This is a genomic window from Dechloromonas sp. H13, assembly GCF_009469615.1.
Taxonomy (GTDB): Bacteria; Pseudomonadota; Gammaproteobacteria; order Burkholderiales; family Rhodocyclaceae; genus Azonexus.
On record NZ_SSXX01000004.1, the window covers coordinates 1 to 24,035 of the forward strand.

Annotated in this window: 24 protein-coding genes, 1 pseudogene and 1 riboswitch; of the genes and pseudogenes, 15 read left to right on the top strand and 10 right to left on the bottom strand. The window is 67.1% G+C overall.

Features of this window, described 5'->3' with window-relative positions:
• Nucleotides 1-132 (top strand): annotated as a pseudogene (locus GH660_RS10280) (IS481 family transposase); the annotation flags it as partial.
• 6 nt (nt 133-138) lie between these two features.
• Here GH660_RS10280 and GH660_RS10285 read toward each other — a convergent pair.
• The 9 genes from GH660_RS10285 to bluB all read right to left on the bottom strand — a co-directional run bounded on the left by GH660_RS10285 (nt 139) and on the right by bluB (nt 7,695).
• The gene (locus GH660_RS10285; protein ID WP_153146588.1) at nt 139-1,401 is read right to left on the bottom strand and encodes an AmpG family muropeptide MFS transporter; all 1,263 of its coding nucleotides are present in this window, start codon (nt 1,399-1,401) and stop codon (nt 139-141) included.
• Nucleotides 1,401-2,012: a methionine biosynthesis protein MetW gene (metW, locus tag GH660_RS10290; RefSeq protein ID WP_153146589.1), complete on the bottom strand. Its 612-nt coding sequence runs from the start codon at nt 2,010-2,012 to the stop codon at nt 1,401-1,403. The genes GH660_RS10285 and metW overlap by 1 nt, the downstream gene beginning before the upstream one ends.
• On the bottom strand, nt 2,009-3,133 hold the full coding sequence (locus GH660_RS10295; protein ID WP_153146590.1) for a homoserine O-acetyltransferase: 1,125 nt from the start codon (nt 3,131-3,133) through the stop codon (nt 2,009-2,011). The genes metW and GH660_RS10295 overlap by 4 nt, the downstream gene beginning before the upstream one ends.
• Nucleotides 3,134-3,299: 166 nt before the next feature.
• The gene (locus GH660_RS10300; protein WP_153146591.1) at nt 3,300-3,902 is read right to left on the bottom strand and encodes an SCO family protein; all 603 of its coding nucleotides are present in this window, start codon (nt 3,900-3,902) and stop codon (nt 3,300-3,302) included.
• Nucleotides 3,902-4,237 carry a hypothetical protein gene (locus GH660_RS10305; RefSeq protein ID WP_153146592.1) on the bottom strand — a complete coding sequence of 112 codons (336 nt, stop codon included), beginning with the start codon at nt 4,235-4,237 and terminating at the stop codon, nt 3,902-3,904. Before GH660_RS10305 ends, GH660_RS10300 begins: the two co-directional genes overlap by 1 nt.
• A 57-nt stretch (nt 4,238-4,294) precedes the next feature.
• Nucleotides 4,295-5,089, bottom strand: coding sequence for an ABC transporter substrate-binding protein (locus tag GH660_RS10310; RefSeq protein ID WP_153146593.1), 795 nt, complete (start codon nt 5,087-5,089; stop codon nt 4,295-4,297).
• A 4-nt stretch (nt 5,090-5,093) separates the two neighbouring features.
• Nucleotides 5,094-5,999 carry a cobalamin-binding protein gene (locus GH660_RS10315; protein WP_153146594.1) on the bottom strand — a complete coding sequence of 302 codons (906 nt, stop codon included), beginning with the start codon at nt 5,997-5,999 and terminating at the stop codon, nt 5,094-5,096.
• Nucleotides 5,996-6,964 (bottom strand): aminotransferase class I/II-fold pyridoxal phosphate-dependent enzyme, encoded by a 969-nt coding sequence (locus tag GH660_RS10320; protein ID WP_153146595.1) that lies wholly within the window; start codon nt 6,962-6,964, stop codon nt 5,996-5,998. The genes GH660_RS10315 and GH660_RS10320 overlap by 4 nt, the downstream gene beginning before the upstream one ends.
• The gene (bluB, locus tag GH660_RS10325) at nt 6,961-7,695 is read right to left on the bottom strand and encodes a 5,6-dimethylbenzimidazole synthase (protein WP_153146596.1); all 735 of its coding nucleotides are present in this window, start codon (nt 7,693-7,695) and stop codon (nt 6,961-6,963) included. Before bluB ends, GH660_RS10320 begins: the two co-directional genes overlap by 4 nt.
• A 108-nt stretch (nt 7,696-7,803) precedes the next feature.
• Between bluB and GH660_RS10330 the strand changes: the two genes are divergently transcribed.
• Nucleotides 7,804-9,270, top strand: coding sequence for a cobyric acid synthase (locus tag GH660_RS10330; protein WP_194266290.1), 1,467 nt, complete (start codon nt 7,804-7,806; stop codon nt 9,268-9,270).
• 216 nt (nt 9,271-9,486) lie between these two features.
• A complete protein-coding gene (locus GH660_RS10335; RefSeq protein ID WP_153146597.1) occupies nt 9,487-10,164 on the top strand; it encodes a homing endonuclease associated repeat-containing protein in 678 nt (225 codons plus the stop codon).
• Between the two features lie 171 nt (nt 10,165-10,335).
• Here GH660_RS10335 and cobU read toward each other — a convergent pair whose 3' ends face one another.
• Nucleotides 10,336-10,884, bottom strand: a complete 549-nt coding sequence (cobU, locus tag GH660_RS10340) for a bifunctional adenosylcobinamide kinase/adenosylcobinamide-phosphate guanylyltransferase (RefSeq protein WP_153146598.1) — start codon at nt 10,882-10,884, stop codon at nt 10,336-10,338.
• A 41-nt stretch (nt 10,885-10,925) separates the two neighbouring features.
• Nucleotides 10,926-11,104: riboswitch (cobalamin riboswitch) on the top strand.
• A 77-nt stretch (nt 11,105-11,181) separates the two neighbouring features.
• Between cobU and cobT the strand changes: the two genes are divergently transcribed.
• The 12 genes from cobT to GH660_RS10400 all read left to right on the top strand — a co-directional run bounded on the left by cobT (nt 11,182) and on the right by GH660_RS10400 (nt 24,027).
• Nucleotides 11,182-12,231 (top strand): nicotinate-nucleotide--dimethylbenzimidazole phosphoribosyltransferase, encoded by a 1,050-nt coding sequence (gene cobT / locus GH660_RS10345; RefSeq protein ID WP_153146599.1) that lies wholly within the window; start codon nt 11,182-11,184, stop codon nt 12,229-12,231.
• Nucleotides 12,231-13,004, top strand: a complete 774-nt coding sequence (locus tag GH660_RS10350; RefSeq protein ID WP_153146600.1) for an adenosylcobinamide-GDP ribazoletransferase — start codon at nt 12,231-12,233, stop codon at nt 13,002-13,004. Before cobT ends, GH660_RS10350 begins: the two co-directional genes overlap by 1 nt.
• Before the next feature lie 33 nt (nt 13,005-13,037).
• Nucleotides 13,038-13,637: a DUF938 domain-containing protein gene (locus GH660_RS10355; protein WP_153146601.1), complete on the top strand. Its 600-nt coding sequence runs from the start codon at nt 13,038-13,040 to the stop codon at nt 13,635-13,637.
• Nucleotides 13,638-13,701: 64 nt separating this feature from the next.
• Nucleotides 13,702-14,157: a DUF4149 domain-containing protein gene (locus tag GH660_RS10360; RefSeq protein ID WP_153146602.1), complete on the top strand. Its 456-nt coding sequence runs from the start codon at nt 13,702-13,704 to the stop codon at nt 14,155-14,157.
• A gap of 12 nt (nt 14,158-14,169) precedes the next feature.
• On the top strand, nt 14,170-14,682 hold the full coding sequence (cobC, locus tag GH660_RS10365; protein WP_153146603.1) for an alpha-ribazole phosphatase family protein: 513 nt from the start codon (nt 14,170-14,172) through the stop codon (nt 14,680-14,682).
• A 10-nt stretch (nt 14,683-14,692) separates the two neighbouring features.
• On the top strand, nt 14,693-15,790 hold the full coding sequence (rfaQ, locus tag GH660_RS10370; RefSeq protein ID WP_228276454.1) for a putative lipopolysaccharide heptosyltransferase III: 1,098 nt from the start codon (nt 14,693-14,695) through the stop codon (nt 15,788-15,790).
• Nucleotides 15,787-16,899 (top strand): glycosyltransferase family 4 protein, encoded by a 1,113-nt coding sequence (locus tag GH660_RS10375; protein ID WP_153146605.1) that lies wholly within the window; start codon nt 15,787-15,789, stop codon nt 16,897-16,899. Before rfaQ ends, GH660_RS10375 begins: the two co-directional genes overlap by 4 nt.
• Before the next feature lie 88 nt (nt 16,900-16,987).
• Nucleotides 16,988-18,739 carry a lipid A export permease/ATP-binding protein MsbA gene (gene msbA, locus GH660_RS10380; RefSeq protein ID WP_153146606.1) on the top strand — a complete coding sequence of 584 codons (1,752 nt, stop codon included), beginning with the start codon at nt 16,988-16,990 and terminating at the stop codon, nt 18,737-18,739.
• Nucleotides 18,736-19,839: a glycosyltransferase family 4 protein gene (locus GH660_RS10385; protein ID WP_153146607.1), complete on the top strand. Its 1,104-nt coding sequence runs from the start codon at nt 18,736-18,738 to the stop codon at nt 19,837-19,839. Before msbA ends, GH660_RS10385 begins: the two co-directional genes overlap by 4 nt.
• 3 nt (nt 19,840-19,842) lie before the next feature.
• Entirely contained in the window at nt 19,843-21,720 is a 1,878-nt protein-coding gene (gene asnB / locus GH660_RS10390; protein WP_153146608.1) for an asparagine synthase (glutamine-hydrolyzing), read from the top strand.
• Complete coding sequence (locus tag GH660_RS10395) at nt 21,713-22,876, top strand: glycosyltransferase family 9 protein (protein WP_153146609.1); 1,164 nt, start codon at nt 21,713-21,715, stop codon at nt 22,874-22,876. Before asnB ends, GH660_RS10395 begins: the two co-directional genes overlap by 8 nt.
• On the top strand, nt 22,873-24,027 hold the full coding sequence (locus GH660_RS10400; protein ID WP_153146610.1) for a glycosyltransferase: 1,155 nt from the start codon (nt 22,873-22,875) through the stop codon (nt 24,025-24,027). The genes GH660_RS10395 and GH660_RS10400 overlap by 4 nt, the downstream gene beginning before the upstream one ends.
• The last annotated feature ends 8 nt before the right edge of the window (nt 24,028-24,035 follow it).

The following is a 24,035-nucleotide window of genomic DNA, read 5'->3' on the forward strand; positions in this document are numbered from 1 at the left end:
ATCGACCGTGCCCACCATCTGCCGCTATGGCTGCATCACTACAACTGGCACAGACCTCATGCCAGCCTTCAATATCAGCCGCCTATCTCCCGCATCACCTCACTGAACAACCTGGTGGGTTTACACAGCTAGCAGTCGTCAGGCTTGACCGGTTTCCCGCTGCACGTGCCACGGGGCAACTTTCAGCAGCAGCACCATGCCCGGCACGGCCAGTGCCGCGCACAGCCAGAAGAAGCTGTACCAGCCTAGCGTTTCCACCAGCCAGCCGGCCGAGGCATTGATGAAGGTGCGCGGCACCGCAGCCAGGCTGGTGAATAGCGCCATCTGCGTCGCCGTGTAGGCCGGGTGCGTCGAGCGCGCGATGAAGGCGACGAAGGCCGCCGTGCCCAGGCCGACGCCGAGCGCTTCGAGGCCGATGACGAAAGCCAGCGCGACCCGCTCGGCAGCGCCGATGCTGGCGAATTGGCCCTGCGCCGCCAGCCAGGCGAAACCGAAGATCGATACCAACTGCACGACGCCGAACAACCACAGCGCGCGGTTGATGCCCAGCCGAACCATCCACAGCCCGCCGAGCAGGGCGCCGATCACCGCCGGCCACAGCCCGGCATGCTTGGCGATCAGGCCGATGTCGGTCTTGGTGAAGCCCATGTCGAGATAGAACGGGGTGGCCAGCGCCGTGCACAGGCTGTCACCCAGCTTGTAGAGGAAGATGAAGGCGAGCACCAGGGCGGCGCCCTGCCAGCCCTGGCGGCCGACGAATTCGTGGAACGGCTCGGTGACCGCCTGGCGCAGGGTCTTGGGGACGCCCTTGACCACCGGCTCGCTGACCAGCCAGGCCATGGCCATGCCGGGCAGCATGAAGGCACCGGTGATCCAGAACACCTCGTTCCACGGCAGGCGGTCGGCGAGAATCAGCGACAGCGAGCCGGGAATCAGGCCGGCGATGCGGTAGGCGTTCACATGGACGGCGTTGCCGAGACCGAGTTCGTTGTCGCTCAGGATCTCGCGCCGGAAGGCGTCGACCGCGATGTCCTGCGTGCCCGAGAGGAAGGCGAGCAGCGCGGCCAGCCACAGGATGGGCCAGATGTTCTCCTGCGGGCTCAGGCCGCCGAGCGAGCCGATCGCCAGCAGGAGTCCGACCTGCGTCAACAGCATCCAGCCGCGGCGGCGGCCGAAACCGGGCACGCTGAAGCGGTCGAGCAGCGGCGACCAGAGAAATTTCCAGGTATAGGGGAACTGGATCAGCGCGAAGAAGCCGATGGTCTTGAGGTCGACGCCTTCGCTCCTGAGCCAGGCCGGCAGCAGGTTGAGCAGCAGGTAGAGCGGCAGGCCGGAACTGAAACCGGTGAAGACGCAGATCAGCATCTTCCGCGTCAGCAGCGCCGCGAGCCAGGCCGGCATCAGCGGGCGCGCGTCAGGCGGTAGACAGCCAGGCTGCCGAGGAAATTGACGTCGCGGTTTTCGGTGCGGTCGACCAGGTTGCCGTCCTCGTCGAGGACGTGCCGCTCGCGGACGATCAGCCCCATCTGCGCGCAGAGATCCTCGAAATCGAGCAGCGTGAAGAAGCGAACGTTGGGCGAGTCGTACCACTGGTACGGCAGGTCTTCGGAGACCGGCATGCGGCCGTCAAGGACCGAGCGCAGATTCTTCCAGTAGGCGAAGTTGGGGAAGGACACCACCGCCTCGCGGCCGACGCGCAGCATTTCGCGCAGGATGCCCTCGGTATGGCGCACGGTCTGCAGCGTGCGCGACAGGACGACGTGGTCGAAAGCCTGGTCGGCGAACTCGTCGAGGCCCTTTTCCAGGTTGCCCTGGATGACGTTGATGCCGTTCCTGATCGCGGCGAGGATGTTGGCGTCGTCGATCTCGACGCCCCAGCCCTGGACGCCGCGCGTCTCGATCAGGTGCTTGAGCAGGGTGCCGTCGCCGCAACCGAGGTCGAGCACGCGGTGGCCCGGCTCGATCCAGCCGGCGATGAGGTCGAAGTCGGGGCGGCCCAGGGTGTGCGTCATGGCTTGATGTTCCGCAGGAAGGCGCCGACCACGCCGTGATAGTGCGCATCCTCCATCAGGAAGGAGTCGTGGCCGAAATTCAGGTTGATGTCGGCATAGGAAACGTTGCGCCCGTTGGCCAGCAGCGCGGCGACGATTTCCTTGGAGCGGGCCGGCGAGAAGCGCCAGTCGGTGGCGAAGGAAACGATCAGGAAGTTGGCCCGGGTGCGCGCCATGGTCGCCGTCAGGTTGCCATTGTCCTCGCGCGACGGATCGAAGTAGTCGAGCGCCTTGGTCATCAGCAGGTAGGTGTTGGCGTCGAAATAGCCGGCGAACTTGTCGCCTTGGTAGCGCAGGTAGGATTCGACCTCGAATTCGACGTCGAAATCGAAGGCGAACGAACTGTTGCGCAATTCGCGGCCGAATTTCTCGCCCATCTGGTCGTCGGACAGATAGGTGATGTGGCCGAGCATGCGCGCTAGGCGCAGGCCGCGTACCGGGCGAGTATTGTGTTCGTAGTAGTTGCCGCCATGGAAGTCGGGATCGGTCAGGATCGCCTGGCGGGCGACGTCGTTGAAGGCGATGTTCTGCGCCGACAGTTTGGGCGCGGCAGCGATGACGATGGCGTTGCGCACGCGCTGCGGGAAGGTGATGCTCCAGCGCAGCGCCTGCATGCCGCCCAGGCTGCCGCCCATGACTGCCGCCCAGCTGTCGATGCCGAGCCGGTCGGCGAGCCGGGCCTGGGCGTGGACCCAGTCGTTGACCGCGACAATCGGGAAATCGGCGCCCCACGGCTTGCCGGTCGCCGGGTTGAGCGTCGACGGGCCGGTCGACCCGTGGCAGCCGCCGAGGTTGTTCAGGCCGACGATGAAGAAGCGGTCGGTGTCGAGCGGCCGGCCGGGGCCGACGATGTTGTCCCACCAGCCGATGTTGTCCGGCTGGTCGGCGTAGTGCCCGGCGACATGATGATGGCCGGACAGGGCGTGGCAGACGAGGATGGCGTTCGACTTGGCGGCATTGAGCGTGCCGTAGGTTTCATAGACCAGGTCGTAGGCCGGCAGCACGCCGCCGCTGCGCAGGTGCAGCGGTTGGTCGAAATGGGCGCGCTGCGATTCGACGACGCCGACGGATTGTCCTGACATGGTGTTCCTGAAAACAAAAAACCCAGTTGGCCGAAAAACGCGAACTGGGTGGTTCCCGTTTTAGCAGTATTTGTGGCGCGCCCGCAATCAGAGCTCAAATCGGCGCGGCTGGCGGACCAGCTTGCCAACGACGATACCGAGCGGGCTGTGAAAAGTCAATCCGCGCTCAGCGCCGGGCTGGCGCGGCCGGGTGGGCGGCGAGCACTTCCCGCAGTTGCGCGGCGATGTCGTCTACCGGCGTGGCAAAGGCGAATTTCTTGATGAAGGCGCCGTCCGGGCCGAGCAAAATCATGCCCGCCGAGTGGTCGACCGCGTAGTTCTCGGCGCCCGGTTCGCGCACCTTGGCGTAGCGGATCTTGAAATTGTCGGCAGCGCGGCGGACCAGGGCCGGCGAGCCGGTCAGGCCGAGGATGCGCGGATCGAAGAACTCGGTGTAGGTCTGCAGCACCTTGCCGCTGTCACGTTCCGGATCGACGGTGATGAAGATCGGCTGCAGGCGTTCGGCCTGGTCGCCGAGCTGCTTGAGGAGGGCGGCCATTTCGACCAGCGTCGTCGGGCAGACGTCCGGGCAGTAGGTGTAGCCGAAGGCGATCAGCTGGAAGCGGCCGCGGAAATCCTCGTTGGTCACCGAGCGCCCGCGCGGGTCCTGCAGCAGGTAGCGCGGGTTGATGCCGACGCTCTCTTCCTCCAGCGGCGAATGCGCGGGCTGGGCGACGGCGGCGCCGGCAAGCAGCGCCGCCGCCAGCAGGGCGAGCCCGGTGCGGCGCATCAGCGGCCCGTCGCGAAGGCCGATTGCAGGCCCTTCTCGGCGGCGTCGACGAGGCTGGCGAGGGTCGCCGCGTCGGGGCAGGGGGCGCCCTTGCCCTGTTCGAGGTAGGCGGCGTTGGTCGCATTTTCGAAGATTTCGCCGTTGGCGCGGGTTTTCGGGGCGGTGGTCACCAGCGCGTTGCGGGCGCGGCTGGCGATCGCCGGCTGCTGGCAGGCGAGGGCGATGCCGTTGACCTTGCCGAGCGCCTCGATGGCGGTGGTGCCGGCGTCGCCGGCGAAGCTTGCCGGGCTGGCCAGGGTCAGGGCGGCGGCGAGGGCGGAAAGGGCGAATTTCATGGGCAGTCTCCTGTCGTCAAGCAAACGATTATAGCCAGCCGGCCGGCGCCGGCTTTCTCATAGATCAAATAGGTCGAGCAGCAGCGGCAGGCCCTCGCTGATCGCCACCGGCCCCGGCGTCAGGATGATGGCCGACTTGATCTCGTGCAGCCGGCCGTTGACCACGGCGGGTACGGTCGACCAGCCGGGGCGGGCGGCAACCCGCTCGGGGCGGAAATGCTTGCCGCACCACGAGCCGATGATGATGTCGGGCGCGCGTTCGACGACTTCCAGCGGGTCGGCGAGGATGCGGTCGCGCGCTAGCGGCGAGGCGGCGCGGTCGGCGAAGATGTTCTCGCCGCCGGCGATCTCGATCAGCTCCGAGACCCAGCGCACGGCGGTGATGTTGGGTTCGTCCCATTCCTCGAAATAGACGCGCGGCCGCCGGCCGCTGCGGGCAATGCGTGCGGCGGCGATGGCGCGGGCATCGGCGATCTGCCCTTCCAGTTCGGCGACCATCTGCATGGCCTTCGCTTCGGCGCCGACCAGGCGGCCGATGGTTTCGACCATGCCCAGCGTGTCGTCGATGCTGCGCTGGTTGAAGGCGTAGACCGGCACGCCGGCCTTGATCAGGTCGCGCGCGATGTCGGCCTGGAGGTCGGAGAAGGTCAGCACCAGATCGGGCTGCACCGCGAGAATCTTGTCGATGTCGCCGCTGGTGAAGGCGTAAACCTTGGGCTTTTCCTTGCGCGCTTCGGGCGGGCGCACGGTGTAACCGGTGATGCCGGCGATGCGGTCCTGCTCGCCGATGGCGTAGAGGACTTCGACGGTTTCGGTGGTCAGGCAGACGATGCGTTGCGGCAGGCGGCTCATTTTTCTATTTTGCGGGTCGGCGGCTGCGTGCGACATCGAGGTCGGCGCAAAGTTTCTCGGCGCCGTCGAGGATGCGCGGCGTGTGGCGCTGCATGAGGTCGGGGTGGATATGGAACAGGTTGCCGCGCTTGACGGCAGTCATCCGCGTCCATTTGTTCCAGTCGTTCAGCCATTCCGGACGCGCGTCGCCCATGCCGGTGGCAACGATGGCTTCGGGGTCGGTGGCGAGCACGGCCTCGACGCTGACCGTCGGCGCCATCTGCGCCAGATGGCCGAAGACGTTTTCGCCGCCGCACAATTCGATGGCGCTGGTGATGATCTGCGGGCCGCCGACGGTCATCAGCGGCGTTACCCAGATCTGGTAGAAAACGCGGATTTTCGGCTTGCCGGCATTGCTCCGGCGCAGGGTTTCAAGGCGCTGGCGGAACTGTGCCGCGGCGGCATTGGCCGTGGCTTCGGTGCCGGCCAGCCGGCCAAGTTGTTCGAGCTGGCCGGCGACGTCTTCCATGCGATTCGGCTGCGTGACATAAACGGTCAGGCCAAGTGCCTTGAGCTTGTCCACCTGCGCCGCCGGGTTGCCGGTTTCCCAGGCGATGATCAGGTCGGGCTTGAGCGCGCTGATCGCTTCGAGGTCGAAACGGTCATAGCTGCCGACGCGCGGGATTTTTTTGGCGGCGGGCGGAAAGTCGCTGTAGTCGACAGTGCCGATCAGCCGGTCGCCGGCCCCGGCGGCGTAGAGCAGTTCGGTGGCGTGCGGGGCGAGGGTGATGATGCGTTTGGCCGGCGCCTTGAGGCGAATTTCACGGCCGCTGTCGTCCTTGAAGACGAGTTCGGCGTGCGCGGCGGGGAGCAGGGCGACGGTTGCGGTCAACGCCAAAATACGGGCGATTTTCAGGTGGCGGTGGTTCATGCGGCGGGTTTCCATGCGGCGAGGGCGGCGGCCAGGCGCTGCCAGTCGGCTTCGTCGCCCGGCAGGCCGCAGCGGAGCAGCGATGCTGGCTCGAAGTGGTGGACGAGAATGCCGTGGCGGGCGAGATGGTCGTGCAGTTCGGTCGCTTGCGGTGTGCTCAGTGCCGCGAACAGCGCCGTCGATCTGACCTCGCCCAAGGGCGCCAGCAAATCGTGCAAACGCTGGCCGGCGCTCCGCAGCCGGGCGCGTGTCGCCGCCTGCCAATCGCTGTCGAGCAGCGCCAGCCGGGCTGCCGCGCGCGATGGCCCGGCAACCGTCCACGGCCCCATCGCCGCCGCCATCTTGGCCAGCAACTCGGGGGCGGCGCCGACGAAACCGACCCGCGCCCCGGCCAGCCCGAAGAAATGGTCGAACGAGCGCAGCACGATCAGGTTGGGCGCCTCGTCCGTGCCAGCCAGCGGCGTCAGGCTTTCTTCCGGCGTCGGGTCGATCAGGCTTTCATCGACGATCAGCCATCCGCCGCGCTTTTTCAGCTGTTTTGCAGCGTCGACCGCAGTAGCGTGTGGATGTTGTATGGCGTTGACGTCGTTCGGGTTAGAGAGCAGGACGTAGGGCGTCGCGGCGGCCAGCGCGCGCGGCAAAGTGGCGTTTTGCAGCAGGCGCGGACGATGGCCGACTTGCGTCCACGATTCGACATGCGGACTGGCCAGCGGGCCGACGCAGGCGACGACCGCACGCGGCAGCAGCGCCGGCAGCAGGCGGACGGCGGCCAGCGCCCCGGCCACCGGCAGCAGGTTGGCATTGCCGTAATAGCCAGCGGCTGCGGCCAGCAGGCCGTCATCGCCTTCCGGCAGGGCGTGCCAGGCGTTTGCCGGCAGCGGTGGCACCGGCCAACCGTCCGGGTTGCCGATGGCGGACAGGTCGAGCCGGGAGGCTGGCGTCGGGTTATCGGAATCCGGGTTCATAGCGGAAAACGCCCTTCGTGCTGCATCGCCGCCCGCATTTCGTGCAATGTTGCGGTCAACGGTGCATTGAGGCCCGAATCCGTGGCACCCCATTGCTCGAAATACACCAGCTCCTCGACCGGCAGGCGCGGCAGCCAGCCGGCCTTTTCCAGCTCCGGCCTGTCGTTGAAATGGCTGACGTAGCCGATGCACAGGTAGGCGATGGGCACGATGTGGTGCGGAATGCCGAGCGCGTCCTGCAGCGCCTTTTCGTGAAAAATGCTCACCCAGCCGACACCGATGCCCTCGGCGCGTGCCGCCAGCCACAGGTTCTGGACGGCGCACACGCTGGAATAAAGGTCCATCGTCGGCATGTGCGTGCGGCCGAGCACGACCGGGCCGCTGCGCGTGCGGTCGCAGGTGATGCACAGGTTGATCGGCGCGTCGAGGATGCCCTGCAGCTTGAGCTTGCTGTAGATCTCGCGTTTCTCGTCCGGGAACATGCGCGCCGCCTCGGCGTTGGCTTCGCTGAATGCCGCATGGACGTGCCGCTTGACGTCGTCCGAGCGCACCAGCAGGAAATTCCACGGCTGCATGAAGCCGACCGACGGCGCATGGTGCGCGGCCATCAACAGGCGGCCGAGCACGTCATCCGGCACGGGCGTCGGCAGAAACTGGCCGCGCACATCGCGGCGGCTGAAAATGGCCTGGTAAACGGCAGCGCGTGCTGCCTCGGGAAACTGGTGATCCACGGATTCTCCTCACGCCTTGGGCGCGAGGCCGGGCGCCGCCGATGCTAAGCGACCCGGCAGGTGGAGGCAAGTGCGATAATCCGCTCCCCTTCTGGTTCGGGTAAACCCATGTCCTGCCGCTCGCTGATGGTTCAAGGCACTACATCGGATGCCGGAAAAACGACGCTGGTCGCCGCGCTGTGCCGCATTCTCAAGCGCCGTGGCGTCAAGGTCGCGCCGTTCAAGCCGCAGAACATGGCGCTCAATTCGGCGGTGACCGTCGACGGCGGCGAGATCGGCCGCGCGCAGGCCCTGCAGGCCTTGGCCGCCGGGCTGGCGCCGCACTCCGATTTCAACCCGGTGCTGCTCAAGCCGACGACCGACAAGACGGCGCAGATCATCATCCACGGCCGGGTCGCGATGAATCTCGATGCCCGCGACTACCACGCCTACAAGCCCCGGGCGATGGGCGCGGTGCTGGCCTCCTGGGGGCGGTTGACCGCAGCCTACGATTGCGTGCTGGTCGAAGGCGCCGGTTCGCCGGCCGAGATCAACCTGCGCGACCGCGACATCGCCAACATGGGCTTCGCCGAGGCGGTCGACTGCCCGGTGATCCTGATCGCCGACATCGACCGCGGCGGTGTTTTTGCCCATCTGATCGGCACGCTCGATCTGCTGTCGCTGTCCGAGCAGGCGCGGGTCAAGGGCTTCGTCATCAACCGCTTTCGTGGCGACATCAGCCTGCTCGAACCCGGCCTGCTCTGGCTGGAAGAGCGCACCGGCAAGCCGGTGCTCGGCGTCCTGCCCTACCTGCACGGCCTGATGCTCGACGCCGAGGACGCGATTGCACCTGTTGCGGTCGACCCCGAAAAACAGGCGAAAATCAAAATCGTCGCGCCGGTGGTGCCGCGCATCTCCAACCACAACGACCTCGACCCCCTGCGCCTGCACCCCGAGGTCGACTTCCGCTGGGTCGCGCCCGGCGCGGCCATGCCGGCGGCCGACCTGATCGTCCTGCCCGGCTCCAAGGCCGTGCGCGCCGACCTCGACTGGCTGCGCGCGCAAGGCTGGGAAGCGGCGATCAAAAAGCACCTGCGCTACGGCGGCAAACTCATCGGCCTGTGCGGCGGCTACCAGATGCTCGGCCGCCACATCCACGACCCGCTCGGCCTCGAAGGCGCGCCCGGCAGCACGCCGGGCCTCGGCCTGCTGGATGCCGACACCACGCTCGCCGCCGAAAAACAATTGCGCAATGTGAGTGGTCACTTGGCGCTACCGGGCCAGCCGGCCATGACCGGCTACGAAATCCACCTCGGCGTCACCCAAGGCCGCGCACTGGGCCATCCCGCCGTCCACCTCGCCGACGCCCGCCCCGACGGCGCCATCTCGCCCGACGGGCAGATTCTCGCCACCTACTGCCACGGCCTTTTCGACCATCCCGAGACGTTGACCGCGCTGCTCGCCTGGGCCGGACTCAAAGCTAGCACCGCAGTCGACTACCCCGCCCGCCGCGAAGCCGATCTGGATCGCTTGGCCGATGCAGTTGAAGCGGCGCTGGATTGGGGAAGGTTGGCGGGGGTGTTGCCGGAGGCGTGAGGGTGTTGTGGGGTAGGGGAATGGGGTAATCGGCCAGCAACGGTCGTAAATTAACATGGCCCGAAGCGGACAACCGACTGCAGTATAGGTATGCTGTTGGGGTTTAGTAACCCGGCGCTCGCGAATCTAAGAGCCTGGCTCCTTTGATCGTGCAGCTTATTAGACAGGTCGCTAGATTAGGCGACAATTCTGTCGTTTATTTCTAGTTTGCCATTTATGAAATCGCGCTTTGAGCTAGAGCCGCATTATCGCAACATCTCGGACGCCGAATTCATCGCGGACCTTCAGCGCGTCGCCAAAGAGATCGGCGCGGGCTCCGTCACAATCGATCAATACAACGAGCGCGGACAATTCCATGCGTCTACGCTGGCGCGTCGCTTCGGTTCATGGTTCAAAGCATCAGAGGCTGCTGGGCTGGCCAAATCTCGCAAGCTCAACATTCCGAATGAGGAGCTCTTCGCCAATCTCGCGGATGTTTGGGCTACTCTTGGGCGGCAACCAAAATACAGTGACCTGACATCGCAGGTGTCGAATTTCTCGTCTGGTACTTACGAGAAGCGTTTTGGTGGTTGGAGAAAAGCCCTTGAGGCGTTTGTGGCTTGGGCGAACGAAGGTACATTCGTTACAGCAGTGCCAGAACCAGGCGAGCAATCCGGAAAGCACAAGACATCTCGCAACATCAACTATCGTTTACGTTTTCTCGTCATGCGCCGAGACAACTTTCGTTGCAGGATAACCGGGCGCTCTCCAGCAACTGATCCGAGTGTCATCCTTGAGGTTGACCACATCGTTCCGTGGAACAAAGGCGGCGAAACAGTGTTTGAGAATCTTCAAACGCTTGCTAAGGAAATTAACATTGGCAAAAGCGATCTGGACATGCAAGGCAATGGCTAACGATTAATGTTAGATCGTGCGCAGCCACGATCTGAGCCGGTTGGTTTTCAGAGAAATCGGGGACGGGCCACGGTTTTTCCCAATTATGGCCCCCAACCTAGCCCAATCCCCTGTTAGTCGCGGTCGACCTCAAAAAAACAGTCCAAATTCGCTGGTCGGAAATTGTCGGCTTCAGCCTTTAAGCTTCAGCGGCAACCCCGCTGCAACCAGTGTCACCTGATCGCAAACGGCGGCGACGCGCTGGTTGAGGCGTCCCTGCTCGTCGGCGAATATCCGTGACACCGGATGCATCGGCACGATGCCCCAGCCGACTTCATTGGACACCAGAATGATGTGGCCGGGCAGGGTGGGGAGCAGTTCGATCAGGGCGGTCGTTTCGCCCTGCAGCAACGGGCAGTCGATGGCCTCGCCGGCTTCGGCTTGTGCAGCCGCGCGGCCGGCGAAGAGCAGGTTGGACAGCCACAGCGTCAGGCAGTCGACCAGCACGCAGGCATCCGGCGCGGCCAGTTCGCGCAGTCTGGCGGCCAGTTCCAGCTTTTCTTCGGTGCAGCCCCAATCGCTCGGCCGCCGTTCGCGGTGGTGGGCAATGCGGCGCGCCATTTCGTTGTCGCAAGCTTCGGCGGTGGCCAGGTAGATGACGCGCAGGCCGGATGCTGCCGCCCGTTTTTCGGCCAGCAGGCTTTTGCCCGAACGGGCGCCGCCAAGGATGAGTTCATTCATGGCCGGCACTTTAGGTGATTGCGCGGCTTCCCGGCAAGCCGGATAATCCGCCCCGATTCGATGAAACGGAACCCGGTGGCGAGATTTTCTCCATTCCGGGGCGGGCCCGCCGCTGTAATCGGGGACGGCTGTCGCAGGATGCCACTGGTGCAAGCCGGGAAGGCGTGGCAGGCCGGACGATCCGAGAGCCAGAAGACGTATCGAATCGGTTCAGGGAGCCTGTGGACAGGGCTTCGCGGTCGCGTTCGCTGAACGCCGCCGCGAGGCCCTTTTGCGTTTTTTGACGGGAAGAATCGGATGCATTCCAGTTTCGACATCACCGCCCCCGATCAGGGGTTGGCCGCTGCCTTGCAGCACAAGATCGACCAGAAGACCAAGCCGCTCGGCGCGCTCGGCCAACTCGAACAGGTCGCCAAAAAAATCGGCCTGATCCAGCAGCGCCTCGATCCCGAGTTCGACCAGCCGCATCTGCTGGTTTTTGCCGGCGACCATGGCGCGGCCAAGGCCGGCGTTTCGGCCTACCCGCAGGACGTGACCTGGCAGATGGTCGAGAATTTTCTCGCTGGCGGCGCCGCGATCAATGTGTTCGCGCGGCAGAACGAGATGCATCTGGCGATCATCGATGCCGGCGTGGCGCACGATTTCGGCCGCCGCAACGGGCTGATCGACGCCAAGGTGGCGCCCGGTACGGCCAACTACATCGAAGAACCGGCGATGACCGCCGAACAATGCGCCCAGGCCATCGCGCGCGGCGCGGAAATCAGCCGTAATCTCGCGAGCAACCGTTGCAATCTGGTCGGCTTCGGCGAAATGGGCATCGGCAACACCGCCGCCGCCTCGCTGCTCACCCATTGCCTGACCGGCACGCCGCTCACCGACTGCATCGGGCGCGGCACCGGGCTGGACGATGTCGGGCTGGCGCGCAAGCAGGCGCTGCTGGAACAGGCGCTGCAGCGCTATCGCAACGCCGGCGGCAACGATGAACCGCTGAACGTGCTGGCCGAGTTCGGCGGCTTCGAAATCGCCATGATGGTCGGTGCCATGCTGGGTGCGGCGGAGGCGAAGATGACCCTGCTGATCGACGGCTTCATCGTCGGTTCGGCCGCCTTGACCGCCGCCCGGCTGGCCCCGGCGCTGCTCGACTACTGCGTCTTTTGCCATCGCTCGGCCGAGCCGGGCCACGCGGCGCAATTACGGGCACTGGACGTCGAACCGCTGCTCGACCTCGGCCTGCGCCTCGGCGAAGGCACCGGGGCGGCGCTGGCTTACCCGCTGGTGCGGGCGGCGCTGGGTTTCCTCAACGACATGGCCAGCTTCGAGTCGGCCGGGGTGTCGGAAAAAGCCTGATGCTCCGCCGCGAGCTGGAATATTTCTTCGGCGCCGTCCGCTTCTTCACCCGCCTGCCGGTGCCGGGCTGGGTCGGGCATTCGGCGGAGGCGCTGAACCGCTCGGCGCGCTACTTCCCGGCGGTCGGCCTGCTGGTCGGCAGCATCGGCGCGCTGGTCTTCCTTGGCGCCATGCAGTTGTGGCCGCAGCCGGTCGCCGTGCTGCTGTCGATGGCGGCGACCATTTACGCCACCGGCGCCTTCCACGAAGACGGTTTGTCGGACACGGTGGACGGCCTCGGCGGCGGCTGGGAGAAGCTGCGCATCCTGGAAATCATGAAGGATTCGCGGGTCGGCAGTTACGGCGTGGTGGCGATGGTGCTGGCGCTGCTCGGCAAATTCACGCTGCTGAGTGCGCTCGATGCGACGCTGGTTCCTTACGCGCTGCTGGCCGGCCATGCGCTGTCGCGCTTCTGCGCGACGGTGTTGTTGGCGGCGATGGATTACGTGCGCGAAGACCTGCTGGCCAAGGCCAAGCCGCTGGCGACCCGCCTGTCGATGGCCGAAATGGCGCTGGCGGCGGGCTTCGCGCTCGCCGCGCTGGCCCTGCTGCCGCTGGAAAAGGCCATTGCCGGCGGTGCGCTGGCGGCCGCGGCCACCCTCTGGCTGGCCGCCAAATTCCGGCGCTGGCTCGGCGGCTACACCGGCGACTGCCTGGGCGCCGTGCAGCAGGCTAGCGAGATCGCGTTCTACCTCGGCGTACTCGTCCACCTGCCGACGGCCGTGTCGGGCTAAGCTTCGACCTGTTCCCTTTCTGGTCCGAAGCGCATGGAAAAGCCCGACGCCCCCTCTACCGGGAAGAACCGCGATCCCATTCTCGCGGTGCTGCGCGAAGCCTTCGCCGACCGGCGCCGCGTGCTGGAGATCGGCAGCGGCACCGGCCAGCACGCCATCTATTTCGCCGAACGCCTGCCGCACCTCGTCTGGCAGACCTCGGACCGCCCCGATTTCCTGCCCGGCATCCGCGCCTGGCTGGACGACGCGGCGCTGACCAACGTCCTGCCGCCGTTCGTCTTCGACGTCCTTGGCGCATGGCCGAGCGGGCGCTATGACGCGGTCTATAGCGCCAACACCCTGCACATCATGCCCTGGGATGCCGTCGCGGCGCTGTTCGCGGGGCTCCCCGGCATCCTTGAACCGGGTGGCCTCCTGCTGATCTACGGCCCGTTCAACGTCGACGGCCAATTCACCAGCGCGAGCAACGCGGCCTTCGACCAAGCGCTCAGGGAGAAAGCGCCGCATAAGGGGATTCGCGATGTCGGGGCGGTGGACGCGCTGGCCCGGCAGGCTGGGCTGGCCCTGATCGAGAACCGCGCGATGCCGTCGAACAACCGTTGTCTGCTATGGCGGCGGCTCGGCGTCGGGTAATGATGTTCCGGGGTGGCGGCGGCGACGTATTATTGGCACGCCATTCCTTCGCGGAGCGCCCGCCATGAATCCAATCCTCCTGTTGCTCCATCTTGCCGGTGTCATCATCTGGGTCGGCGGCATGTTCTTCGCGCACTTCTGCCTGAGGCCGGTGGCCGCCGCGCAGTTGCCACCTGCACAGCGTCTGCCCTTGCTGGCGGCGGTGCTTGGGCGCTTTTTTCGGGCGGTGGCAGCAAGCGTCGTCGCTATCCTGCTCTCCGGGTTTGCCGGCATGATGGTGACCGGCTTCGCGCGGGCACCACTGCACTGGCACGCGATGGCCGGGATCGGCCTGGTCATGATGGCCATCTTCGGCATCGTCCACCACCGGTACTATCCGCGCCTCAAGGTCGGGGTCGGGCGTCAGGACTGGCCGGCCGCCGGGGCGGCGCTGAACCGCATCCGCCAGCTGGTGGCGTTGAATCTGCTGCTCGGCGGGCTGACGCTCTGCGTCGCGACGCTCGGCGGCCATTTCGGCTGAGCCGGCATCCGCTTGATCCTCCATCTCGTCCGCCATCCGAAGCCGCGGGTCGCGCCGGGTATCTGCTACGGTCGACTCGATCTGGAGGCCGAAAATGCCGGGGCGGTCGCGGCGCGGCTGCGCGCTGAACTGCCGCCGGAGCTGCCGGTGTGGAGCAGCCCGCTGCGCCGATGCCGGTCGCTGGCGGAACTGCTGCACCCACTGCCGGTCCTCGATGAACGCCTGACCGAAATGGATTTCGGCCGCTGGGAAGGTCGACCGTGGGACGCCATTCCGCGTGCCGAACTCGATGCCTGGGCAGCCGATGTCGCCGGCTACGCGCCGCCGGGCGGAGAATCGCCGCGCCTGCTGCAGGCGCGGGCGCTCGCTTTCGTCGCCGGGCTGACGGTGCCGGAGGCGGTGATCGTCACCCACGCCGGGGTCATCCGCACCCTGCTGGCGCACTGGCAGGGGCTGCCGCCGCAGCGGTGGACGGAACTGAGCTTTGCCTGCGGTTCCTGCACGCGGGTCGAGGTCCCCCGGTAAAATGGCGGGCATGGAAGCCTTCAACCCCTTGCGCGACGCGGTGCCGCCGGGCGAAATCCGCCGCGCGCTGGTCATCAAGCTGCGCCATCACGGCGACGTGCTGGTCAGTTCGCCGGTCTTCTCGGTGCTCAAGGCGCACGCGCCGCAGGCCGAGATCGACGCGCTGGTCTATGCCGATACGGCCGAGATGCTGACGCTGCACCCGGCGATCGCCAACGTGCATACCATCGACCGCAAGTGGAAACAGCTCGGCCTCGTCGGCCAGGCGCAGGCCGAACTGGCGCTCTACCGCACGCTGCAGGCGCGCGACTACGACCTCGTCATCCACCTGACCGAGCACTGGCGCGGCGCCTGGCTGTGCCGTCTGCTACGGCCGCGCTGGGCGGTCGGGCCGAAGATCGACGGGCGCGGCAAGCGTTGGCAGCGCAGCTTCACCCACCTGCAGGGGGCGCCGCGCAATGCGCTGCGCCACATGGTCGAGGCCAATCTCGACGCCTTGCGCCGGATCGGCATCCAGCCGGCGCCGGAGGAGCGGCGCATGACGCTGGTGCCGGGGGCGCCGGCGACGGCCAGCGTGTCGGTGCACCTGCAGGGTTTCGGGCTGCGCGGCGGCGATTTCATCCACATCCATCCGGCGTCGCGCTGGTTCTTCAAGTGCTGGCCGGCCGAGCGGATGGCTGCCCTGGTTGCCCGCCTGCAGGCCGCAGGCCATGCCGTGGTGCTGACCGCGGCGCCAAGCCGTGACGAGCAGGCGATGGTCGACGCCATTCAGGCGCGCCTCGCGCAACCGGCGGTCAGCCTGGCGGGCCGGCTGTCGCTGAAGGAACTGGCGGCGCTGACGCAGGCGGCGCGGCTTTTCGTCGGCGTCGATTCGGCGCCGATGCACATCGCCGCGGCGGTCGGCACGCCCGTGGTGGCGCTCTTCGGCCCCTCCGGCGACAAGCAGTGGGGGCCGTGGGGCGTGCCGTTCCGGGTGGTCGCCAGCCAGCAGCATCCCTGCCGGCCGTGCGGCATCGACGGCTGCGGTGGCGGCAAGGTCAGCGACTGCCTGACCTCGCTGACCGTCGACACGGTGCTGGCGGCCGTGTACGAACTGCTCGCCCCTTGAAGATCGCCATCATCCGCCAGCGCTACAACCCGTTCGGCGGGGCGGAGCGCTTCGTCGAGCGCGCCCTGGCCGGCCTCGAGCGCAGCGACATCGATGTGACGCTGATCACCCGGCGGTGGAACGGTCCTGCAGGAAGCTTCCATCGCCTGGTCTGCGATCCCTTCTTCATCGGCCGGACCTGGCGCGACACCGGGTTCGCGCGGGCGGCCTGCGCGGTGGTGCGCGACGGCGGCTTCGACCTTGTGCAGTCGCATGAAAAGGTCGCCTGCTGCGACATCTATCGCGCCGGCGATGGCCTCCATCGCGCCTGGCTCGAACGGCGGGCGCGACTGCTCGGCGGCGTGGCGCGCAGCGCGCTGGCGCTGAGTCCGTTCAACCGCTACACCCTGCGCGCCGAAAGCGAACTGTTCACCAGCCCGCGCCTGCGCGCGGTGATCTGCATCTCGCAAATGGTGAAGCGGGAAATCCAGGAGCATTTCGGGCTCGACGACGCGCGCCTGCCGATCGTCTATAACGGCATCGATCCGCAGGTCTATAACCCCGGTGTCCGGGCCCGGCGCCAGGAGGTGCGCCAGTCGCTGGGCGTTCCCGAGGACGTGCCGCTGTTTCTCTTCGTCGGTTCCGGCTACGAGCGCAAGGGGCTGGACCGCGCCCTGGCCGCCCTGCCGGCGAGCGCTTGGCTGCTGGTGGTCGGCAAGGACAAGCACGAAAAACGCTACCGGGCGCTCGCCGAACGCCTCGGCAACCTCGCCCGCGTGCGCTTTCTCGGCGCGCAGCCCGATGTCCGGGCGTTTTACGGCGCCGCCGACGCCTTCGTTTTCCCGACCCGTTACGAACCGTTCGGCAACGTGATCCTGGAGGCGATGGCCTGCGGCCTGCCGGTGGTGACAACGACCGATTGCGGCGGCGCCGACCTGATCGAACAGGGCGTCAGCGGCTACGTGCATGACGGGGAGGACCGGGACGCCCTGGTCGGGCACTTGGGCGCGCTCTGCGACCCGGCGCGCGCCGGCCGCCTCGGCGAGGCGGCGGCACGCGTCGCCGTCGGCTACGATCTCGAGGTCATGACGCGCCGCATGGTCGGCCTCTATCAGGGCCTGCTGGCCTGAGCGCCGATGCCGAATCGTGCGGCCGGTCCGTGGGCCGCCCCGAGGCTGCGGGTATAATTCCACCCTTTAACTTTCCGCAGAACGCCCCATGACCAGTCGCGAGTTGTACGCACGGCTGCTAACCTATGTGCGCCCCTACTGGAAGGCCTTCCTTGCCGCGCTGGCGTGCATGGGGCTGACCGGGCTGGCCGAGCCGGTTTTCCCGGCGATGATGAAATTCCTGCTGGACGACGGGTTTTCCAAGGCGAGCGGGGAGTGGGACTGGATGCTCTGGCCGCTGGCCATCATGGCCCTCTTCCTGGTCCGCGCGATTTTCGGCTTCTGCGGCGACTACCTGATGAGCTGGGTGTCGAACAACGTCATCACCGAACTGCGCAAGGGCATGTTCGCGCGCATGGTCCGCCTGCCGACCCGCTACTACAGCGACAATCTTTCCGGGCGCCTGATGTCGCGCGTCACCTACGACGTGACCGGCGTCGCCAACGCCGCGACCAGCGCCCTGACGTCGATGATCAAGGATTCGCTGTCCATCTTCGGCCTGATGGTCTGGCTGCTCTACCTGAACTGGAAGCTGACGCTGATCACCCTGAGCGTCGTGCCCTTCATCGCCATCGTCGTGCGCACCTTCAGCAAGCGCCTGCGCAAGGTGGCGCGCGGACAGCAGGAATCGATGGGCAAGATCACGCAGGTGCTGCAGGAGACCATCGAAGGCCACAAGGTGCTCAAGATCTTCGGCGGCCAGACCTACGAGGAGGCGCGCTTCGGCCAGTCGGTGGGCGAACAGCGCCGCCTGGCGATGCGGGCGACCATGGGGATGGCGGCGCAAACGCCGATCGTCCAGTTCTTCGCGGCGTCCGGCGTGGCGGTCATCATGGGCGTCGCGCTCAAGCAGGCGGCCAACGACCAGACGACGGTCGGCAGCTTCGTCTCCTTCATCACCGCGATGCTGATGATCCTGGCGCCGCTCAAGCGCATCACCGACATCAACGCGCCGATCCAGCGCGGCCTGGCGGCGGCCGAAAGCGTTTTTTCGCTGATGGACGAGGCGACCGAGGAAGACCGCGGCACGGAAGAGCTCGGCCGGGCGCAAGGTCTGGTCGAGTTCGACAACGTCACCTTCGCCTATCCGGGTGGCGAGCGGCCGGCGCTCGACGGCGTTTCGCTGACCATCCGGCCGGGCGAGTGCGTGGCGCTGGTCGGCGCCTCGGGAAGTGGCAAGACGACGGCGGCCAACTTGCTGCCGCGTTTCTACCAGGTCGATGGCGGCGAAATCCGCGTCGACGGCCACCTGCTGCAGAACATCCGGCTCGACAGCCTGCGCGGGAATATCGCGCTGGTTAGCCAGGATGTCGTTCTGTTCAACGACACGATCGCCGCCAACATCGCCTACGGCAGCAAGGCCGAGGCGAAGCCGGAGGAAATCCGCGCCGCGGCGAAGGCCGCGCATGCGCTGGATTTCATCGAGGCGCTGCCCGACGGCTTCGCCACGATGATCGGCGAAAACGGCGTCAAGCTCTCGGGCGGCCAGCGCCAGCGCCTGGCGATCGCCCGCGCGCTGTTCAAGAATGCGCCGATCCTGATCCTCGACGAAGCGACCTCGGCGCTCGATACCGAGTCTGAACGCCATGTGCAGGCAGCGCTCGACGAACTGATGCGCGGCCGCAGCACGCTGGTCATCGCCCACCGCCTGTCGACCATCGAGCGCGCCGACCGCATCGTCGTCCTCGGCGAGGGCAAGGTGATCGAGGCCGGCGCGCACGGGGAACTGCTGGCCCGCAATGGCGCCTACGCGCGCCTGCACAGCCTGCAGAAGCACAGCGAGGCGCTGGGCGCCGCGTGAGGATCCTGCACACCGAGGCGTCCTGCGGCTGGGGCGGGCAGGAAATCCGCATCCTGACCGAAGCGCGCGGCCTGATCGGGCGCGGGCATCGGGTCGAGCTGGTCTGCCCGGCCGAGGCCACCATCTTCGGCGCGGCGGCCGACTATGGGGTGCCGGTAAGGGCGCTGCCGATCGGCCGCAAGAACCTGCGCGGGCTGTTCGCCCTGCGCGCTTTCCTCGGCGCCGAGCGCTTCGACGTCGTCAATACCCACAGCTCGACCGATTCCTGGCTGGCGGCGCTGGCCTGCCGGACGATCGCAGACGGGCCGCCGATCGTCCGCACCCGCCACCTGTCGACGCCGGTCAACCGCAGCCGGGGGACGCGCTGGCTCTACGAGCGCGGGTGCGCCCACGTGGTGGTGACCGGCGAGGCGCTGAAGCGCCAGCTGGTCGCCGACAACGGTTTCCCGGAAGCACACATGACCTCGGTGCCGACCGGCATCGACCTCCAGCGTTTTCATCCGCGCGACCGCAATGCCGCGCGGGCGGCGCTCGGGCTGCCGGCTGCTGCGGTCTACATCGGAATTCTGGCCACTTTGCGCGACTGGAAGGGGCACACCGTCCTCTTCGATGCGCTCGGCCACCTGCTCTCCGCGCGTCCCGAACTGCGCCTGCTGATCATCGGCGACGGCCCCTACCGCGATCGCCTCGATGCCCGTGCCGCGGCGCTCGGCATCACCGACCGCATCGACTTCGTCGGCCACCGTAGCGACGCTGAACAATGGCTGGCTGCCCTCGACGTCTTCGCCCTGCCGTCCTGGGGCGACGAAGGCGTCTCGCAGGCGCTGATGCAGGCGATGGCCTGCGCCCTGCCCATCGTCACGACCCCGGTCGGCAGCCTGACCGAAGTGATCCACGACGGGCAGACCGGCCTGATCGTGCCGCCGCGCGATGCCGAAGCGCTGGCAACTGCGCTGGCCCGCCTGCTGGACGATCCAAAACTGGCCGCCGGCCTCGGCCAGGCGGCCCGGCAGTTGGCCGAGGCGCGCTGCGGCGAGGCGCTGATGCTCGACCGGATGGAAGCGATCTTCCGCCGCTTCGGGCGCCCCGGGGCAGGCTGAGCCATGTGCGGCATCGCCGGCTTCTTCGGGCATCGTTCGATTCCTGCCGCGACCATCGATGCGATGCGCTCCGCCATCGCCCGGCGCGGGCCGGATGCCTTCCATGTCGCCGGCAGCCTGCGGGCCGATTCGCCTTTCGCCCGGCACGAGAATGTCGCCGGCCTGCAGCACGCCCTGCTGCACGCCCGCCTGTCGATCCGTGATCCGCGCCCGCTCGCCGACCAGCCGATGCGCAACGACGACGGCTCGGTCTGGCTGTGCTACAACGGCGAGGTCTATGGCTGGGAAGATGACAAGGACTTCCTGCAGCGCAGCGGCCACCAATTCACGACGACCTCGGATACCGAGTTCATCCTGCGCGCCTACGAACACTGGGGCTGGGAGGGGCTGCTGCCGCGCCTGCGTGGCATGTTCGCGCTGGTCGTCGTCGACCTGCGTCTGGGCAAGGTGTTCTGCGGCCGCGACCGGCTGGGCCTCAAGCCGCTGGTTTACTACCACGACGGCGCCGCCGGGGAATTCGCCTTCGCCTCGCTGGTCCGCGCCGTCCTTCCCTACCTGCCGCCGGCGCGGCGCGCCTTTTCGCCGGAGGGCATCGACGCCTTCCTGACGCACCGGACGATTCCCGCGCCGCGCACCGTTTTCCAGCATGTCCAGCGGCTGGAGAATGCGCATTGCCTGGAGTTCACGCCGGCGACCGGCGAACTGAGGAAATGGCGCTACTGGTCGCCGCAGCCGCTGGCGGATGACGGAAACACCTGGCAGGTGGAACTGGATCATGCCATCGCCCTGCGCACGGCGGCCGACCGTCCGGTCGGACTGTTCCTGTCGAGCGGGATCGATTCGACGGTCCTCGCCAGTCGTCTGGTCGCCCAGGGGTACTCGAACATCCGCACGTTCACCGCCGCGTTCGACGATCCGGCGCTCGACGAAAGCGCCCGTGCCACAGCCATCGCCAGCCGGCTCGGGATGCGCAACGACCGTATCGTCATGCCGCGGGATCCGGTCGCCGATTTCGCGCAGATCGTGGCCGACCTTGACGAGCCGTTCGCCGATCCTTCCAGCTTCCCGACCTGGTATCTGGCGCGGGCGGCGGTTGAGGACGTCAAGGTGGTCCTTTGCGGCGATGGCGGCGACGAACTGTTCGCCGGCTACAAGCGCTACCGCCAGCATCTGCGTTCGGCGTGGCGACGCCATCTGCCCGCCTGGTCGCAAGTGCGCCCGGCACCGGCCATCGTGCCCGGCAAGGCTGCTCGCCTGGTGCTGGAAGCCTCGCTGGACTGGCTGTCCGCCTACCCGCTGCGCTTTTCCGGGATCGGCCTGAGCGAGCGCCTGGCCCTGCAACCCGATTTTGCGGCCCGACCGCATTGGTGGCGCATCCCCGAAAATCTCGGGGACTGCTCGCCGATCGAACAATTGCTGGCGGTCGACGGTGAAAACTACCTGCCCGAATACATCCTGCGCAAGGCCGACCTGCTGACCATGGCGCATGGCCTGGAAGCGCGGGCGCCGCTGCTCGACCATGTCTTCGTCGGGCGCGTGCTGGCCATGCCGCCCACCGAACGCTTTTCCGAGCCGGCCAAGCGGGCGCTGGCGGGCGTCTGTCCGCAGGCGGAGGAATTCGCCTTCTTCGCGCGCAAGAAAATGGGGTTCAATCCACCGGTCAGCACGCTACTACAGTCCTTGCGGCCGCGTCTTTCCGGCCTGCCGGAACGGCTTGCAGCCCACACGGATGGCCAGCTGAGTGCCACAGCGCTTGGCCAGGCGGTGCACGGCTGGAGCAGCGCGGGCGGTTACGGCGAGCAGTTGCTCCAGTTGCTGATCCTCGACGAGTCGCTTGCGCAACTCGCTGCCTGGCGCGACGCGGGAGCGGGCAATGGCTAGCGGCCGGCCGAGCCGCCTGTGGCCGCGCCTGCAGGTCTTCGGCCACGCCCTGCCGCGCCTGCTGGTCGGGCGCCGCCGTCCACGGCGCCTCGGGCGCATCCTGATCGCCCATCACCTCCTGCTGGGCGACACCATCATGCTGGCCGGCCTCTTCAAGAAGCTGCGCCGCGATTATCCCGAGGCCCTGATCGATGTCCTGGTGCCGGTCGCCTGGATGCCGATCTTCGCCGGGGCACCGTACGGTGTGCGCGCCTTGCCCTACGATCCGCGCTCGGTGGACGCCCATCGCAAGTTGCTCGCCCGCGGCCCCTACGACTGGGCACTGGTTCCCGCCGACAACCGCTGGTCGTGGGTGGCGAAAGCGATGGGGGCGCGCTGGATCACCGCCTTCGCCGGCGGCCCCGGGGGGAGCAAGGACTGGCCGGTCGACGAGCATGTCGACTGGCCGCAGGAAGCCGAGGCCTGGGGTGATATCGCCAGCCGGCTGGCGCCAGGGCCGGCGCCTGCGCCGTTCGTCGCCGGCGAATGGCCTGCGCCGTTCGTCGCCGGCGAATGGCCGGCGCCGGCGCGTCCGGCGGATTTTCCCGCCATGCCGGCGGCGCCTTACGCGGTGCTCCACCTGGGTGCCTCGAGTCCGCACAAGCTGTGGCCGGCCGAACGCTGGCAGGCGCTGGCGGCGGCGTTTGCGGCGGCCGGGGTCGGGGTGGTCTGGTCGGCCGGACCGCGCGAGCTGGACCTGGTGCGCGCGGCCGACCCCGCCGGGCGTTTCCCGACCACGGCGGGCAAGCTCGACCTGGCCGGACTGTGGCATCTGCTGGCCGGCGCCGCCGTGCTGGTCAGCCCGGATACCGGCGTGGCCCACCTGGCGCGCCTCACCGGTACGCCGGCGGTGGTGCTGTTCGGGCCCGGTTCGCCGATAATTTCGGGGCCGGGCCGTTTCTGGCGCGACAGCCCGTTCGCGGTGGTCTGGATCGAGGACATCGCTTGTCGCGACCAGAACCTCATTTTCGAGCGGCCGCTACCCTGGGTGCGCCACTGTTGGCGCAGCGTCGCCGAATGCGGGAATCCGCGCTGCATTCAGCAGATCGATGAAAACCGGGTGATGCAGGCCGTCGAAAGCGTGGCCGGCATCCGCCTTGCAAAGGATGGGAAATGACTTCGGAAAACCAGCAGAGACGCCGCGTCGGACTGTTCGTCGATTCGTTGATGGGCGGGGGCGCCGAGCGTGTTGCGCTCAACTTCGCCGAGAAGTTCATCGAACTCGGCCACGATGCCCGCGTCTTCGTCCTGCATCCCCCGATCGAGCATCGGGTGGGCAATGTGCCGATCCATCTGGTGAGCGAGCAGGAGCGCCTTGCCGACTGGCGTCCGCTGAACAAGCTGCGCTACGTTCGCCGCATCCGCAAGCTGGTCCGCGAGATCGAGGCCGACGGCAAGCCCTTCGATTTCTTCATTTCCAATGCCGAGGATTCGGATCGCCTGACCCGCATGGCGGGCCTGAAGCCGGTCTTCATCCGCTACCGCAATTCGCTGGTTCATTTCCTGAACGCCAAGATGGGCGACACCAGGGGTTTCAAGCGCGCCATCCGCAAGGCCCGCTGGCTGAAGAAATTCCGCAAGACCTATGGCGGGCATCTGGTAACCGTCTCGAAAGCCCTGCAGGATGAGTTGATCAACACCGTCGGCCTGCAGCCGGCCTCGATCACCACGATCTACAATCCGTTCAATTTCGAGCAGTTGCGCAAGCTGGCGGCCGAACCAGCGGCCACCCCGGCGTCGCCCTACATTCTCTACGTCGCCCGGCTGACGCCGCGCAAGCGCCAGGACCTGCTGTTGCGCGCCTACGCATTGGCCGGCGTTGATCTGCCGCTGGTGTTGCTGGGCGGCGTCAGCGGCCCGGAAGGCGTGGCCTACGAAAAGGAAATGCGGCGTCTGGCGGCGGAGCTGGGTATCGCCGAGAGCGTGATATTCGCCGGATTCCATCAGAACCCCTACCCGTGGATCAAGAACGCGGCATTGCTGGCCATGTCGTCCGACAGCGAGGGGCTGCCGACGGTCCTGATCGAATCCCTGATCATCGGCACGCCGGTGGTCAGCACCGACTGCCCGACCGGGCCGAGCGAGATTCTGACCGGGGAGCTGCAGCGTTTTCTGTCACCGGTAGGCGATGCGCCCGCGTTGGCCGCCAATATTCGGGCCGCCCTGAATGCGTATCCCGAGATCGGCGACGAGCAGGTAGAGCGCTTCAGCGCCGAGGCGACGATTCGCTCGTATCTGGCACATTTCGAGCAGTTGAGCGTGCGGTGAGCCGTCAG